The 15,147-nt window shown below is 49.1% G+C and carries 20 protein-coding genes and 1 pseudogene; all 21 read right to left on the bottom strand.

The window, feature by feature from the left end:
* Window positions 1-106: 106 nt before the first annotated feature.
* Window positions 107-346, bottom strand: a pseudogene (locus ACTNBR_RS12355) (hypothetical protein); the annotation flags it as partial.
* Window positions 343-723 (bottom strand): HK97 gp10 family phage protein, encoded by a 381-nt coding sequence (locus tag ACTNBR_RS12350; RefSeq protein ID WP_441018402.1) that lies wholly within the window; start codon window positions 721-723, stop codon window positions 343-345. The pseudogene ACTNBR_RS12355 and the gene ACTNBR_RS12350, both read right to left, overlap by 4 nt.
* Before the next feature lie 2 nt (window positions 724-725).
* Window positions 726-1,058 (bottom strand): phage head closure protein, encoded by a 333-nt coding sequence (locus ACTNBR_RS12345; protein WP_441018404.1) that lies wholly within the window; start codon window positions 1,056-1,058, stop codon window positions 726-728.
* Entirely contained in the window at window positions 1,058-1,330 is a 273-nt protein-coding gene (locus ACTNBR_RS12340) for a head-tail connector protein (RefSeq protein WP_278826207.1), read from the bottom strand. Before ACTNBR_RS12340 ends, ACTNBR_RS12345 begins: the two co-directional genes overlap by 1 nt.
* 67 nt (window positions 1,331-1,397) lie before the next feature.
* Window positions 1,398-2,573, bottom strand: coding sequence for a phage major capsid protein (locus ACTNBR_RS12335; RefSeq protein ID WP_441018406.1), 1,176 nt, complete (start codon window positions 2,571-2,573; stop codon window positions 1,398-1,400).
* Between the two features lie 6 nt (window positions 2,574-2,579).
* Complete coding sequence (locus ACTNBR_RS12330; RefSeq protein WP_441018408.1) at window positions 2,580-3,326, bottom strand: head maturation protease, ClpP-related; 747 nt, start codon at window positions 3,324-3,326, stop codon at window positions 2,580-2,582.
* The gene (locus tag ACTNBR_RS12325) at window positions 3,211-4,584 is read right to left on the bottom strand and encodes a phage portal protein (protein ID WP_441018410.1); all 1,374 of its coding nucleotides are present in this window, start codon (window positions 4,582-4,584) and stop codon (window positions 3,211-3,213) included. Before ACTNBR_RS12325 ends, ACTNBR_RS12330 begins: the two co-directional genes overlap by 116 nt.
* 17 nt (window positions 4,585-4,601) lie before the next feature.
* Complete coding sequence (locus tag ACTNBR_RS12320; RefSeq protein ID WP_441018471.1) at window positions 4,602-6,167, bottom strand: terminase large subunit; 1,566 nt, start codon at window positions 6,165-6,167, stop codon at window positions 4,602-4,604.
* 146 nt (window positions 6,168-6,313) lie between these two features.
* The gene (locus ACTNBR_RS12315) at window positions 6,314-6,556 is read right to left on the bottom strand and encodes a DUF7678 domain-containing protein (protein WP_441018412.1); all 243 of its coding nucleotides are present in this window, start codon (window positions 6,554-6,556) and stop codon (window positions 6,314-6,316) included.
* The gene (locus tag ACTNBR_RS12310; RefSeq protein ID WP_278826201.1) at window positions 6,546-6,734 is read right to left on the bottom strand and encodes a DUF5049 domain-containing protein; all 189 of its coding nucleotides are present in this window, start codon (window positions 6,732-6,734) and stop codon (window positions 6,546-6,548) included. The genes ACTNBR_RS12315 and ACTNBR_RS12310 overlap by 11 nt, the downstream gene beginning before the upstream one ends.
* The gene (locus tag ACTNBR_RS12305) at window positions 6,724-6,957 is read right to left on the bottom strand and encodes a DUF4314 domain-containing protein (RefSeq protein ID WP_441018414.1); all 234 of its coding nucleotides are present in this window, start codon (window positions 6,955-6,957) and stop codon (window positions 6,724-6,726) included. Before ACTNBR_RS12305 ends, ACTNBR_RS12310 begins: the two co-directional genes overlap by 11 nt.
* The gene (locus ACTNBR_RS12300; RefSeq protein WP_441018416.1) at window positions 6,954-7,658 is read right to left on the bottom strand and encodes a virulence protein; all 705 of its coding nucleotides are present in this window, start codon (window positions 7,656-7,658) and stop codon (window positions 6,954-6,956) included. The genes ACTNBR_RS12305 and ACTNBR_RS12300 overlap by 4 nt, the downstream gene beginning before the upstream one ends.
* 93 nt (window positions 7,659-7,751) lie before the next feature.
* On the bottom strand, window positions 7,752-9,602 hold the full coding sequence (locus ACTNBR_RS12295) for a DNA cytosine methyltransferase (RefSeq protein WP_441018418.1): 1,851 nt from the start codon (window positions 9,600-9,602) through the stop codon (window positions 7,752-7,754).
* On the bottom strand, window positions 9,595-10,863 hold the full coding sequence (locus ACTNBR_RS12290) for a site-specific DNA-methyltransferase (protein WP_441018420.1): 1,269 nt from the start codon (window positions 10,861-10,863) through the stop codon (window positions 9,595-9,597). Before ACTNBR_RS12290 ends, ACTNBR_RS12295 begins: the two co-directional genes overlap by 8 nt.
* Window positions 10,863-11,645 carry an S-adenosylmethionine synthetase N-terminal domain-containing protein gene (locus ACTNBR_RS12285; RefSeq protein WP_441018422.1) on the bottom strand — a complete coding sequence of 261 codons (783 nt, stop codon included), beginning with the start codon at window positions 11,643-11,645 and terminating at the stop codon, window positions 10,863-10,865. Before ACTNBR_RS12285 ends, ACTNBR_RS12290 begins: the two co-directional genes overlap by 1 nt.
* A 2-nt stretch (window positions 11,646-11,647) precedes the next feature.
* Entirely contained in the window at window positions 11,648-12,187 is a 540-nt protein-coding gene (locus ACTNBR_RS12280) for a P27 family phage terminase small subunit (RefSeq protein WP_278826195.1), read from the bottom strand.
* 107 nt (window positions 12,188-12,294) lie between these two features.
* Complete coding sequence (locus ACTNBR_RS12275) at window positions 12,295-12,669, bottom strand: HNH endonuclease (RefSeq protein WP_441018424.1); 375 nt, start codon at window positions 12,667-12,669, stop codon at window positions 12,295-12,297.
* A 134-nt stretch (window positions 12,670-12,803) separates the two neighbouring features.
* Entirely contained in the window at window positions 12,804-13,217 is a 414-nt protein-coding gene (locus ACTNBR_RS12270) for a sigma factor-like helix-turn-helix DNA-binding protein (RefSeq protein WP_441018426.1), read from the bottom strand.
* On the bottom strand, window positions 13,214-13,438 hold the full coding sequence (locus ACTNBR_RS12265) for a hypothetical protein (RefSeq protein ID WP_441018428.1): 225 nt from the start codon (window positions 13,436-13,438) through the stop codon (window positions 13,214-13,216). The genes ACTNBR_RS12270 and ACTNBR_RS12265 overlap by 4 nt, the downstream gene beginning before the upstream one ends.
* A gap of 5 nt (window positions 13,439-13,443) precedes the next feature.
* The gene (locus ACTNBR_RS12260) at window positions 13,444-14,790 is read right to left on the bottom strand and encodes an SNF2-related protein (RefSeq protein WP_441018430.1); all 1,347 of its coding nucleotides are present in this window, start codon (window positions 14,788-14,790) and stop codon (window positions 13,444-13,446) included.
* Window positions 14,771-15,052, bottom strand: coding sequence for a VRR-NUC domain-containing protein (locus ACTNBR_RS12255; protein WP_441018432.1), 282 nt, complete (start codon window positions 15,050-15,052; stop codon window positions 14,771-14,773). The genes ACTNBR_RS12260 and ACTNBR_RS12255 overlap by 20 nt, the downstream gene beginning before the upstream one ends.
* Window positions 15,053-15,147: the final 95 nt, after the last annotated feature.

Raw genomic sequence — 15,147 nt, 5'->3', positions numbered from 1 at the left:
GCCGTATTATCGCTGTCAATCTGCCATTAGCTCCCAGACTGCGCGGTCGATTCTTTAAAGGACGGAAAAATAATTTGTCGTTTGCGTCTCCCTCAATTCGCTGTCCAACACCGTTTGCATCCAGCACCGACTCAACCTTCTGCTCCACCGATGGGTCCTTGGTATCGGTGTACAGTTCGATATTTACAATATTGATCTTGTAATACGCTCTGCCGTCTGCAGCGAAGTTGTCACTGCCCGGTGTGAGGTAACAGATAAACGGAGGAGCAGGAGATTCGCTCTCCGCAAAATGGTCATAGGCGAAAGGAAGTCCCATGCTTTTAATTAGTTCTGCAATCCTTTTCATTTCAGACTCCTTTCGATTTCTTCCTCCAGTTTTCTAATGCCTGCCTCTTCAGCGGCTGCGATATGCGGCCTTGCCGAAACTCTGCCACCGCCACGCTTGGCATGGCCATGTTCCAGAAGATGTGCCAGCTGATAGCGGTTTCTGGAATGAACAGTCACCTCCAGGGCATTGGATGTTTCCTTCGTGGTCTTTACCGTCCAGGACTTGGCGTACTTGCCGGATTTCTGCGGCGCAGTTTCCGATATCTGTTTTCTGACTTCCGTCCCGGCTTTTTTGACCGCCTTTTTTACATCATCTGTGGCAAGTTCTGCATACTCCTGAAGCCCCTCCATAATTGCAGCAGCTATAGAGTCAATCCTCACTTTGTTTGATGCCATCCTTACCGCCTCACTTTCCGGCACTTCAGCTTGATGGATTTCTTCTTGTAGTTCATATGGTCAACGCCCTCTATGTTGTAGAGTTCACCATTAAACTCCACTCGGTATTTTGTGGTGTTGATAGCCTTTGCCTTTTCACAATAACGGATGGTAAAGTCCACCGAAGAATCATCCACCACCATGCCCACCTGGGTCATTTCTTTTCCGGCTTCTGCAGAAACCGTGGCATAGCAGGTGTAGTATGGTTTCCATTCATTCTTGTGGTTACCGATTTTATCTGTGACCACTTCGCTTTTGGAAATGAAAATACGGACATTTAAAAGGTCAATCTTCATCAGAACACCTCCTTGCGGTCACCAAAGAGCATGGCACGAAGGGAAAGCATCAGCGCATGATAGTCAGCCTCCTCACGGTGTTCGTACTGATACGCAGCCGCATAGAGGATAGCCGCCCTGGCATCGGGGTTTTCCAATACCGCAGGGTCATCAGTTCGCAGGATATCCATGCACATCTTCTGCCCGGAACGGATCAGTCCTTCAATCAGCCTGTCATCATCCTCGAAGTCTACCCGGAGGTAGTTCTTCATTTCTTCTAATGTAATTGTCATCGAAATATCTACCTCCCATAAAATCAGGAGTCACCCTCCGAAGAGAGTGACCCCGTGATGAATTCGATTACTCGCTCTTAAGTTTCAGAATCTGGACAGCTTCTGGGAGGATAAGCTTGCCGTCCACACGTTCCTTGGCAACATAGCCGATCATGCCGTTTCCGGCGAAAAGTTCAGTCAGCTGCTTGAAGGAACGGGTGCCACGGTCACCGATGTTGTAATACTTGTAGTCACCGAATGCGATGGCATCTTCCGGTGCATACGCAGAAGTATGAACAGGATAACCAAAGAGACGGTCAGGCTCACCAGCCTGTGCGGAAGGCTGCCAGATATAGGCACCGTTGTTGTCCTTCAGCTTACGGATAGCCGCAATATTCTTGTCATTCATAATGAAAGAAGCATTCTTGCGGTAAGGACGCTTAAGGGCATATACCAGGTTGATGATATCGTCTGCCTTAACAGCCGCAGTAAGAGTCTCTGCAATATGACCGCCGCCGGATGCAGCGAACAGACCGAGAGGCTTGCCCACACCGTCACCGTTTAAGAACGCATCCTCTTCGGCATTGGCGAGTGCCTTACCGAACTGGGTGATGATGTAATTCTCCAAGCCGAAAGCATTGTCATACAGAAGCTCCTCAGTCACCTTGATGGCAACATGAAGCTTGTGGGCATCCATAAGGATCTGTTCAAAAGTGGCATCACCGAAAGACAATGCACCACCTTCCTCAATCCAGGATGCGGCAGGTTTGGTAGCTGCGATGTTGATTTTGTGTTCGCCGGAAGTGGTAATGCGAGTACCCAGTTTACGCATGATGTTCTCTTCATCCAGAACATCAATGAGTCTGTTGTCGTACTCTTCGGGAACAAGGTAACCGCCATCGGTGTCTACACCTTCCTGCAGAACATTGCTCACACGCTTGAAGCCGGAACGAAGTGCATCCAGCATGGCTGCCTTATAGGCATCCGCTGCACGGCCTTTCTTTTCGGGCATCTGCTTATCGGACACAGGCTTGGTCACGATAGGAGTATTTACGGGACGGTTCATTTCCGCCTCCATAGCCTCCATCTGCTCCATACGCTCAATCTCCGCAGCGTATGCCTGCACCTTCTTTTCCATCTCAGCGTAGGTCTTTGCATCCTCCTCGGAAAGCAGACCGTCCTTGTCACGCTTGGTTTCTACGAAGGCCTTTGCAGCCTCCCATGCCTTTTTGCGATTCTCACGCATTTCTAAAATCTTGCTCATTGTAATTTACCTCCAATTTTTCATCAGATTTAACCGCTCCATCAGGGAGTCGGCAGATACTTTGTTTGTGGGTTCGGACTTTGGCTGAATGCGGCATTTTGCAGACAGCTTGTCCATAAGGGAATTGGTCACGGCAGCCTGGGAGAACACCATGCTGACCTTTGGGACTTCGATGTTGTCAGAAACATTTCTCTGCATGATTTCATCAGCGAATCCCATCTCAACTGCGGAATTGGCATCCATCCAGGTTTCGGCATCCATGAGGTGAGACAGCTTGGCACGGCTAAGTCCCGTCTTGATCTCATAGGCATTGATGATGGACTCCTTCACCTCATCAAGCATTGCGATGGCTTTCTGCATATCAGCAGAATCACCGAAAGCCGCCGTTGCCGGGTTATGGATCATCATCATGGAAACCGGGGACATGATTACTTTTGTGCCTGCCATTGCGATAACGCTTGCGGCACTGGCTGCGATACCATCGATCTTGATGGTCACATTGCCTTTGTAGTTCATCAGCATGTTGTAGATTTGGGCAGCCGCTACGCAGTCACCGCCCGGACTGTTGATCCATACCGTGATGTCTCCGCTCCCGGCATTTAACTCATCACGGAAAAGCTGCGGTGTGACATCATCATCAAACCAGCTCTCTTCTGCTATGGTGCCGTTTAGGAACAGTGTTCTCTCCACCGTCTGTTCCTTCGTTTCCTGGTTCGTCACGGTCTGACTCTTCCAGTTCCAGAACTTCTTCATCGGATTTTTCCTCCTCTCCGTCAGATTTCTTATTTGCAAACAGACCTGCATCTTCAAGCTTTGTCATATTGCCGTTGATGAGGTACAGATCTCCGCCAAGTTCAGCGGGGATGCGGTCAAGGTTCTCAAGTTCACGGATATCGTTGGCGCTCATCCAGCCGTTCTGTCTTGCAGTGGCATAGCCGGACATACGGCTTGCATAGTCACCGCGCAGAAGTCCATCCACATTGAACTTGATGAAAAAAGCAGTCTTCTCTTCCTGTGTGAATAAGGCTCTCGCCATAGCCTGTTCCCAGCGCATAAGCCAGGGTTCAAGCGTGTACTTCACAAATTCGAGTGACTGCTGCTCAATATTAGAAAAGCTCGATTTTTCAAGGTCACCGACCATATGCGGAGGCACTCTGAAAATTCGGGCAATTTCATTGATCTGGAATTTCCGTGTCTCCAAGAACTGTGCTTCGTTCGGAGAGATGGAAATCGGTGTGTATTTCATGCCTTCCTCAAGGACGGCAATTTTGTGGGAGTTGTTCTGAGAAAACCCTTTCTCCCAGGACTCTCTTACGGCATCCGGGTTCTTGACTGTTCCGGGATATTCCAAAAGGCCACCCGGAGTTGCTCCATTTGCAAAGAACTTAGCACCGTACTCCTCTGTTGCGATGGCAAGTCCTATAGCATTTTTCGCCATTGCGATTGGCGAATATCCAACCAGTCCGTCAAAGCCAAGACCGGGAATATGCAGCACATCGGAAGGCTTGAGCCTTACCGTGCCATCTTTCATCGTAGGTGCATCGGAATCGGATACCCGATATTCATAGTAGAGCCTTCCTTTGTCATCACGGTCTACGGTCATCCTGTCCGGCATCAGAGGGTAAAGTGCTACCACTTCGCCTTTGCCGTTTCGGATGATCTGTGCGTACCCGTTGCCCCAAAGCAAAAGATGCGTCATAAGGGTTTCCCGGAACACAAAGGATGTCATTTCCGGATTTGGCTCATCATGCAATAGGAAGTACAGTGGATGCTCAATAGCTTTTTCCTTACCGCCGTCCTTGTTGTACCGATACAGATGAAGCGGAAGTCCCGCTACCGCCTCGGACAGAATCCTTACGCAGGAATACACTGCCGTCATCTGCATGGCAGAGCGTTCATTGACCCGCTTGCCGGAGGTACTGCCGCCGAACAGGAATCGGTATCCGCTGCCGTTTATGCTGTCGGTCACAGGCTTATCCCTTGACCGAAATAGAACATCAAATAGTCCCATATGCTTCACCAACCTTTCTAAATAAACAAAATGCCACGGTGGTCATAGACGCTTTCCGTGACTTGGTTACCGCAGCGGATGGCTCTGTCAAGTGCCATGATGGTTGCTACCGCTCCGTCTATCTTTTCTGTAGATTTCTCTTTATCCGCCTTGATGTTTCCAGCGGGATCTGTTCGGATATAAATGTTATCCATCATCCACCGAAGAACCGGGTGTCCGCCGTGGGCAAGTTTCTGTTCCAAGGTCAGCTTCATCAGTTCCTTGGTAGGCGGTGACATATCCTTAAAGCCCTGCCCGAAAGGTACTACCGTAAATCCCATGCCTTCCAGGTTCTGTACCATCTGAACAGCACCCCAGCGGTCAAATGCAATCTCACGGATATTGAAACGTTCACCAAGTTTTTCAATGAACCGCTCAATATATCCGTAGTGGACTACATTGCCCTCCGTAGTCTGCAGATACCCCTGCCGTTTCCAAACATCGTAGGGAACATGATCCCTTCGGACTCGCAGTTCCAGAGTTTCTTCCGGTATCCAGAAGTATGGAAGGATGCAGAACTTGTCCTCTTCATCCAGTGGCGGGAATACCAGAACGAATGCCGTGATATCTGTTGTACTGGAAAGGTCAAGTCCGCCGTAGCATACACGGCCTTCCAGATCATCTTCACTCACGGCAAAGGAGCATTTATCCCATTTCTCCATCGGCATCCAGCGAACTGCCTGTTTCACCCACTGATTCAGTCTCAGCTGTCGGAAGGAATTCTCCTCGCCGGGGTTCTGCTTGGCAGAATCACAGGCTGCCTTTACTTTGTCGATGCCGACCGTAATGCCCAGGGATGGATTTGCTTTCTTCCATACCTTTGGGTCAGTCCAGTCATCACTCTCATCCGCTCCGTAGATAACAGGGTAAAAGGTAGGGTCGATCTTTCTGCCTTCCAGAATGTCCTTGGCTTTCTGATGGGTTTCATAACAGATGGAATTGGTATCCGTTCCGGCTGTAGTGATTAAGAAGTACAGTGGCTGCATACGGGCATCACCCGAACCCTTGGTCATGACATCAAACAGCTTTCGGTTCGGCTGGGTATGCAGCTCATCGAACACAACACCGTGGATGTTAAAGCCGTGCTTACTGTAGGCTTCTGCGGAAAGTACCTGGTAGAAGCTGTTGGTCGGCATATAGATGATTCGTTTCTGCGAGGCAAGAATCTTGACTCGTTTGGATAGTGCCGGACACATTCTAACCATGTCGGCGGCAACCTCAAATACGATGGATGCCTGCTGTCGGTCGGCTGCACAGCCATATACTTCCGCTCGTTCCTCTCCGTCACCGCAGGTAAGCAGAAGCGCCACCGCAGCCGCAAGTTCCGACTTGCCCTGTTTCTTGGGTATCTCAATATAGGCGGTATTAAACTGCCTGTATCCGTTTGGCTTGAGCGTTCCGAAAATGTCTCGGATGATCTGCTCCTGCCAGTCGATAAGTTCAAATGGCTTGCCCGCCCAAGTGCCTTTGGTATGGCAAAGGCTCTCAATGAATGCCACAGCAAAGTCAGCGGCATCCGCATCATAGTGGGAATCCTTCGCCATGAACTTCGTGGATTTGTACTTTTTCAGTTTCCGCAAGTGCCGTCACTCCTTTCTTTGGCATAAAAAATAGCCGCATTACTGCGACTGCCGTATACGAGGAACAGCCCCTTGTTGGGACCGTCCTGCTGAATATTCAGTTCGGAAAATTAGTTGTATTCGTTTAAGAGGATGCAATAAGCCATCTGTGTCGGTAAGTCTTCATCTGGCTTGATGTCCCATCCTCTGTCATAGTTAGCGGTAACTACACCGTTTATCTTAATCATCAGCTTGGAAATCCTGCCTCCATTGATGCCAAACTCACTCGGCTCTTCATAATGCTTGACCCAGTAGTGGGCTGCCGTATAGCCGCCGTCCTTTCCCGGGATTCCTATCGTTCCTTCATTCCACATCGAGAACACCGTCCTCTCCGCAGAGAATGAACTGTACATATTCTTTCTTGTGTTCTTCCAGGAAGATGACCAGTTCGTAGAATCCCATCTCGTTTGCAATGACCTGCACCGCACGGGTATCGAACATATTGGTAAGTCCTGTGTCCCGGACTGCAAGGATCTGATCTTTAATCTTCATGAGCGACCCTCCTGCAGCTGTCTTCGCCATACACCACACCAAGGTGGCAGCCATTGTCCCAGTCTACATGAATCGTTCCGGTATCATCCACACAACTGACTGTACCTTTAAGTCCAATCGGCATCGTTCTGTATGGGTCATCCATGTGAATGAGTTCCACACGGCAGCCTTTCGGATACTCTTTCTTGATTCGCTCTACGATTGCTCTTGCAGGGAACATCATGCCTCCTCACCGCCTTTCTTTGCACCGCTCTTGAATGCGGAAGAGCCGGAAAGGTTCTGAAGCAGAATCTTGCGGTCGGTTTTGTATTCCGCACCGATAAATCCGAGTCTCAAAAGGAAACAGCGGAATGCATACTTTTCATTTTCCACTTCCTTTTCGCTGGCGGTGATTCGTTTCTGCTCCTTGCTCATTTTGCAAAGGGCTGCAATGAAGTTGGTGTAGGCTCTTGCGGTATCTGCATCCGGCAGTTTGGAAAACCAGGGGAAGGAAATGGTATCCTCACCGACCTCAATCGGTAGTTTGCTGATGCCAAGTGCCTTCTTGATCAGTTGCCCCTTGACCTCCAGAAGTCTTGTGAGGTTTCCGACCATCACCTTATCCAGGGGAAGGGAAACCGTAAGACCTGTGCTTTCGCTCTCTGCGGGTTCGGCAATTTCTGCCGTTTCTTCCGGCTCTGTGTTTTTCTCCCATTCGGAAGGTGTGACTCCCGTTACCATCACGCAGGCATTGATGATTTTAGAACTTTCCTCGATGTTTTCGTTCTCGAAAATCAAGGTGCCGTCTTTTTCGATGTGGTAATCTCCGACCTGGTAAGCACAGCTTGGAACACCCAGGTATTTCGCCTTGATTCCAAGTTCCTTGCTGATGGCTTCGACCATTGCTTTTCTGCTTTCCTTTGTAGCGTTAAAATGTAATTCCATTGAATGTACCTCCTTTAATTTGGTACTACATATATCACTCTGAATGGCTGTAATAGCAAGTATAATCTCAGTAATTCTGTAGAGATAATTGCCTTAATTTTCAGGAGGATTCTGGCTATAGTACACGATGCCGGAAAGCACAAAGCAAACGTTGGGAAGGGCTACGCCGTTGCCCCACATCTTATATTCCGCAGAATCGGAATGGGGGTTCTGCAGCCATTTGAAGACCTGCTTTTTCGTCTTCGGCTTGGAGGACTTCCCCTCGATCAGACGCCAGGTTTCAAAGATGTCCATCCATGTCTGCAATTCCTCTTCGGACGGCACTTTTGTACCAAGACCATCACACCACCAGTCGGGAAACCCCTGCAGCCTGGCACACTCGGTCGGAGTAAGACGGCGGACGATATACTCAAGGTCTGCGTCCATGTCGTTGACCACGGGAGGGTCTTTCCAGTCTGTTGCCACCAAGGTGTTTGCCAGTTCTTCCTCGGCAGAAGTAAAGAAGGATGCCTTGCTGCTGGAAAAGGTCGGTGCTTCTACTGCACCGGGACCTTTTGCCACCATCGTAGGCTGCGTTTCTTCCTCCACAGCAAATCCGTACTGTGCGTTTTTGCCCTGGTTGAAGGCTGCTCTGTCGATGCCATAGGCAACGGCATGGCGGTCGATGGTATTTAAGGTAAAGCTGACATCTTCATTGATTCCATTGCCCTGGGGACCGTTCTCGTCCTTTCTTCCAATCATAGAACCCTGTACGGAAACCACAGCAATGCCGCCCTGATTGCAGTTTGGATTGCCGCCGTTCTGGTCAAGACATCTTGAGGTATCCGCCTCATAGAATCCGCTCTTGGGATTGTCTGAACGCATGGAGTTGCTGTCCTTGGCACAGATGCCATATGCAACAGGAACGAAAACAGTCTGGTCATTGTTGCAGGAAAGCGTAGCGGAAAGGTTCTCCTGGATGAGTGCGCCTTTCCCACCGCCTTCACAGCCGGAACGGATCTTCAGCGTTTTCGGTGTCTGCACCACAAAGGGCTGATTATTGCCGCCGGTTCCAAATGTGGAAAGCACGGTTTGTGCCACATCAAGGGGGCCTGTGTATCGGCTGTCCTGTGAGTGGTTCTCAAACACAAGCGGAGGATGATGGCTCTCGGCACGAAGGGTGCAGGTCACATCTTCCGTCACATCCATGCGATTGCCGCCCTGGTCATTTAAGCAGATTGTGCTGCCTGTCTCTCCAAGGCTCTCTTCAAAAGTTCCGGCAGTTCCTTTCCACGGGCAGAAGCCCTGCGGAGGATACCCAGACAAGCCTTCTGACTCAAATAGTATTTTTCCGGCGCATCCGCCACTAAAATCTGCGACAAGATAGATACGTCTTCTTCTCTGGGGTACTCCCCAATACTGAGCATCGACTGTTCGCCAGGCAATATCGAATCCATCTGCCACATCAATGTGTCCTGCTCCTGTCCATTTGCCTTTCGGAGGGACAGGGATAGAAACGGAATCGGCTTTGACTGAACATACGGACTCAAGGACCGCTTTGAAGTCTGCACCCTTGTTTGAGGAGAAGGCACCGGTGACATTTTCCCAGACGATAAATCTTGGATATTTTCCATTGGTTGCACACCTCATTTCCTTTACGATTCGGATGGCTTCATAGAAAAGATTGGAACGGCTGCCATCCAAACCCGCTCTCTTGCCGGCCACAGACATATCCTGGCACGGACTTCCGAAAGTGATGATATCAACAGGAGGAAGGCTTGCTCCGTCAAGCTTGCTTACATCACCCATGTGTTTCATATTGGGAAAACGCTTTGTGGTCACCCTAATTGGAAAAGGCTCGACCTCCGATGCAAACACAGGCTCAATACCGCAAAGCACACCGCCCAAAGGAAAACCCCCGGAGCCGTCAAACAGGCTGCCGAGGGTCAATCTGTCATTATTCATTTGCTGCCTCCACCTCTTTTACAAGGTCGGAGTACATATATTTCTCTCCGTTTCGGATCACATATACGCTGTCAGGGTCACCGCCGTCTCCCACGAATCTGCGTAAGATAACAGATGCATACTTCTCATCCAGTTCCATCGTGTGGCAGATGCGATTGGTCTGCTCACAGGCCATCAGGGTAGAACCGCTGCCTCCAAAGGTGTCAATGACGATTGCATTTTCCTGACTGGAGTTGCCAATGGGATATGCCAGGAGATCAAGGGGCTTTGAAGTCGGATGGTTCTTGTTCTTCTTCGGCTTGTCAAAATTCCAGATAGTAGTCTGGTTTCTTCCTGCGTTCTTGCTCCAGTAATGCTTGCCGTTCTGAAGGAAACCGTACAGGACGGGTTCATGCTGCCATTGGTAATCGGAGCGTCCGAGCACCAGACTGTTTTTCACCCAGATGCAGCATCCGGCAAGATGGAAACCTGCATCTACAAATGCCTTGCGGAAATTAAGTCCTTCCGTATCGGCATGGAACACATAGGCTGCACCGCCTTTTTCCAGGTTTGCCGCCATGTTCTGAAATGCCGAAAGCAGGAATTCATAGAACTTATCGTTTGCCATCTTATCGTTCTTAATGGAAAGACCATCGGAACTTTCAAAGGCCACATTGTAAGGCGGATCTGTTACGATGAGGTTTGCTTTCTTACCGTCCATAAGAGCGGCTACATCTTCGGCGGATGTGGCATCACCGCACATAAGACGGTGCCTGCCAACTGTCCAGATATCCCCACGCTGTACAAAGGATGCTTTCTCAAGTGCTGCGGACAAATCGAAATCATCGTCTTCTGCCTCAGACTTATCATCTCCGGCGAAAAGATCAGCAATCTCATCATCGTTAAAGCCTGTCAGCCCCACATCGAAATCCATGCCCTGCAAGGCTTCTATCTCGATTCTCAAGAGTTCCTCATCCCAACCTGCGTCCTGGGCAAATCGGTTGTCCGCAATGATGTAGGCTTTTTTCTGTGCTTCGGTAAGGTAATCCACAAACACGCAAGGAACTTCCTCGATGCCTTCTTCCTTGGCAGCCATCACTCTGCCGTGTCCGGCAATGATGCCATAGTCACGGTCGATGATAACGGGATTTACAAAACCGAACTCACGCAGGGAGGAACGAAGCTTTGTGATCTGCTCCGGGGAGTGGGTTCTTGCATTATTGATATAGGGTACTAATTTGGAGAGCGGAACAAGCTGCATCTCCGTAGTCGTTTTTGCCATCAGAACAACCCCCATTCCGCAAATTTCTCAAATCCACCCAGGGAGTTGATATACTCTCTTGCTTCTTCCACGATTTCGGAATAAGGAACTCCGTCCACGATATCATCACCGATAGCACAGGAAAGCACCACAGGCTGACCTGTTTTCTGCGCCTTCAAAAATGCGTGGATATTTACGGATACATCCGCCTTGGATAGGTCTTTACCATGCAAACCGCCGCCTGTGACGGACTGTGCCATATCTGAGCCAAGCTTTCTGTTAGTTGCCCCGGTATCAACATCCGTGCCGCCAGTCCAATCCCCGATAGGATTGATGTCTGCCCCCGGATACTTGTTTCGAAGTTCTTTCGTCTTTGCATTGCTCTGGCAGATGATGAGTCTCTCGCCATCCATGATGTACTTACCATCACAGGGATAGGCTTTGTAGATATCCCTTGCGATTGCAGAGAGTTTCTTCTCCTCATCCGTCAAGGGCATACCCTTGAAGATGCCGTTATCTCCGCAGCGGAAACCATCCGCCTGATTATCTGCCAGGTGTTTATCCTGGGGTTTGATATCAGAAACAACAGCCATCTGTCCGGCAATACGATGTACAATTCTTTTAATCTGTTCTGCAAAAATGTCTGCACTTGTTTCTACAATTACATAGCAGACACCGTGTCCGATGAGTACCTCAACGGCAATCTTCGGATCTTTTTCTGTTTTATACGCCAGGTCAACGATTGCGCCTGCGATTCTGTCTGCCACTTTATCAGGGTGGCATGGATTTACTTTTTCAATCATAGTCAGTGTCCTTTCCGGGCGCGCAGCAAGCGCTCCATTACATCATCCTGCGGAGTTGCTCCCGTGTACTCGATGGAGCAGTTCTCCTTAACAATCTGGTAAATCTGATACCAGGACTGGTTTGCCTGTTTTGTGAACTGCTGAAGCATGGACACATACGGACTCTGACAAGCCGCCCCGGTCGTAGGGTGCTTTGCCAGGAAACCATATTCCGAAATTGCCTGTTCGCATTGAATCTGTCTTGCAACGCTCATGGCATACTGATTGATCAGCAGCGTATTCACATATTCGGTGCATCCCACCTTCTTAAGCCAGTTCCATGTTTCCTGAAAGATTTCTTCCGCACACAGATCTGTCCCGCTTTTTTGCTTTGCTTTCATATAGTCCTTCACAGGAGGCATATCCACACCCGTGAGTTCGGACGCATCCGGCAGGTCAATGACGGTAGCAGTCTTGCCCGCAGAGATTTTCTCTGTCAGAGCCTTGCGTTTTGGCCCGCTACCGGGTCTTGCACCGCCTCTCATCGTTCCGTCTTTTGCCACTCGTTTTTCACCTCCTCACGGGACCTTTCCTTATAGGCCCTTTGAATAGCAATTTTTGCGCGTGTGACCCTCGCGCCGTTCCCCGGGACCTTAATGCGTAGAGATTTTTACCGCCCCTGGGGGCAGTTGTTGTGCCATCTGTCACCACTCTTGGCGTGGATTCTTGCATGACAGGACTTGCAAAGTGCAATGAGATTCTCTCTGTCATGAGTGCCGCCTTGAGATAACGGCAGCTTGTGGTGGATCTCTTCGGTCGGTACATAGATACCGTTCTTCAAGCACTCCTCACACATCGGATGGCTTGCAGCATAGCTGTCCCTGATTCTTTTCCATGCTCGTCCATACCTGCGTTTGATGGCGGGGTCACGGTCATAGCGCTCGTATCGTTTGTTCTCTTCCTTCTGGTGTTCCTCGCAGAACCTGCCATCAGTCAGGTTGGGACAGCCGGGATGTGAACATGGTCGTTTCGGCCTTCTCGGCACTGTCCTCACCTCCGTCCGGGTAAAGCAAAAGCCCCAGGGGATTTCTCCCTTGAGGCTTCGTTCATCATACAGTTTTCTATACTACCATTATACCTATAAGGACTGTGCCATTCTCTGCCAAAGTGTGCCAACTTTCAGTCCGGCACAGAAAAGTTCTGCAGTGCAGAAGAATGAATACGATGCACGGTGCGTACAGACGCATTTAACAGCACACCGATTTCTTCCCACGAATGGTTATCCAGGTATCTATAACGGAGAAGAAGACGTTCATCCACATTGGACAGTTTCTCGATAGCATCTTCCATCTCTGCCTTGAGGTCAACAAGGGTGTCAATCTCATGATTGATTTTCTCCTGGTATTCCATAATCTTAAACAGCACCTTTGTGAAAGGAGCATCCGTTGGTCTGTTGGGAGAAGGAATATGTTCTCCGTAGCTGACTCCCTGGATGCGGGTGGAAAGGTCACGCAGGTTTTCCAGTTCCTCGATATGGGAGTTGATTCTCTCGTTCAGGCGGTAGGCCTGTCTTAAATATTCCTTTGCGGTCATTTTTTCAAAGCCTCCTCTCTCAGTCTTCGTATAAGGAATTCACTATCCACGCTTGTAAGTGCCGCATACCAGGAGGAACGAAAGAAACGCTCACACTCAGTCACGGTACTTTTGGCATTTACATTTGCGGGTGATTTTTTCAGTATCTTTAACGCTGCCATATAGTCCTTGGCAGCTGTTGTAATAATGGCATTTGCAAGGTTTTCATAAGGGTCAGCCATAAGCATCACCTCCGAAGCCTTGCTTTGACAGCATCGATAAGGTCGGACTGTGTTTTCTCTTTTCTACGAAGTGCTTTCATCACATCTTCATCGATGGTGTCCTTTGCAATGATGTGGTGTATGACCACTGTTTCCGTCTGACCCTGGCGGTGGAGTCTGGCATTGGTCTGCTGATACAGTTCCAAAGACCAGGTAAGTCCAAACCACACAAGGGTGCTGCCACCGCTTTGGAGGTTCAGTCCATGTCCTGCACTCGCAGGATGTATCACAGCAACAGGTATCTCACTATCATTCCAATCCTTGATATCCTGAGATGTCTTTATCTCACGAACCTTAAACCGTTCCTTGATTCTCTGCAAATCGTGGTTATACCAATAAGCAATCAGAATAGGTTTGCCGTTTGCGCCTTCGATGAGGTCCTCCAGGGCATCCAGTTTGCGGTCGTGGATATTCACGATTTCCTTATCCTCGGTATAGACAGCACCGTTTGCCATCTGCAGAAGTTTTCCGGAAAGAGCCGCTGCATTCACCGCATCGATTTCTTCCTCTTCCAGGGAAATGACCATCTCATCACGCATTTTCTCATAAATACTTCTTTCTTTTTCAGAAAGCACCACAGGGACTTCGTTTATCACACATTCCGGCATTTTCAGAAAATCTGCCGACTTCATGGAAATCGTAATATCCGAAATCAGTTGGTAGATGAGTTTCTCCGCTCCCGGTTTTGGCTTATAGGAAAAAATCATCTGCTGATTTCGCTTATCCGGCACAAAGAACATATTGCGATAGTTCGTTATGTACCGGCCGAGCCTTTGACCCATATCAAGTATTCGAAATTCTGCCCACAGATCCATAAGTCCGTTGCTGGATGGCGTACCCGTAAGTCCCACCATCCTTTTTATCCTTGGTCTTACTTTCAGCAGACTCTTGAATCGTTTGGCTGAGTAAGATTTGAATGAGGAAAGTTCATCAATGACCACCATATCGAAATCAAAGGGCACACCACTCTTTGAAATGAGCCAGTCCACATTTTCTCGGTTGATGAGATAGATATGGGCGGGTCTGTTTAAGGCAGCTATCCTTTCAGCCTCTGTACCGATGACCACCGAGTAGGTAAGACCTTTTAAGTGATCCCATTTTTCAATCTCCGCAGGCCATGTATCTCTTGCTACTCGAAGAGGTGCAATGACCAGAACGCTTTCCACTTCAAAGCGGTTCAACATCAATTCATAGATAGCAGTCAGGGTGCAGACACTCTTCCCAAGTCCCATTTCTAAAAGCACTGCCGCCACCGGGTGTTCCAATATGAAATTGGTCGCATATGTCTGATAATCATGAGGATGATATTGCATCAATTACACCTCCTATCTGCTCCTTAGCATCAATCACATAGCAGGAAATACCAAGAGCGGTAATCTGTTTCATTCTTCGTATCTGTAAAGGCCTCGGTTTTTTACCGGGAGCCTTTAATTCTACAAAGGCACACTTCCCAAAAGGGAGAAGTACCAGTCTGTCCGGCACACCGTCCATGCCCGGACAGGTAAACTTCATGCATAGCCCACCCGCTTTCCTGACGGAGCGGACAAGGGCCTGCTCAACTTCTTTTTCACGCATATTCCGCACCTCCATCACGGCTTAATATTGGTATGTGTGCCGCCTTATGCAGGGTATTTTCTATACTTTTCTATATATCTGTTTTTTTAGGCTTT

This window comes from Bariatricus sp. HCP28S3_F11 (assembly GCF_052065395.1).
In the GTDB taxonomy this organism is placed as follows: domain Bacteria; phylum Bacillota; class Clostridia; order Lachnospirales; family Lachnospiraceae; genus Allocoprococcus.
The sequence above is the reverse complement of the archived record's forward strand: the minus strand, read 5'-3'. Positions and strand labels throughout refer to the sequence as shown.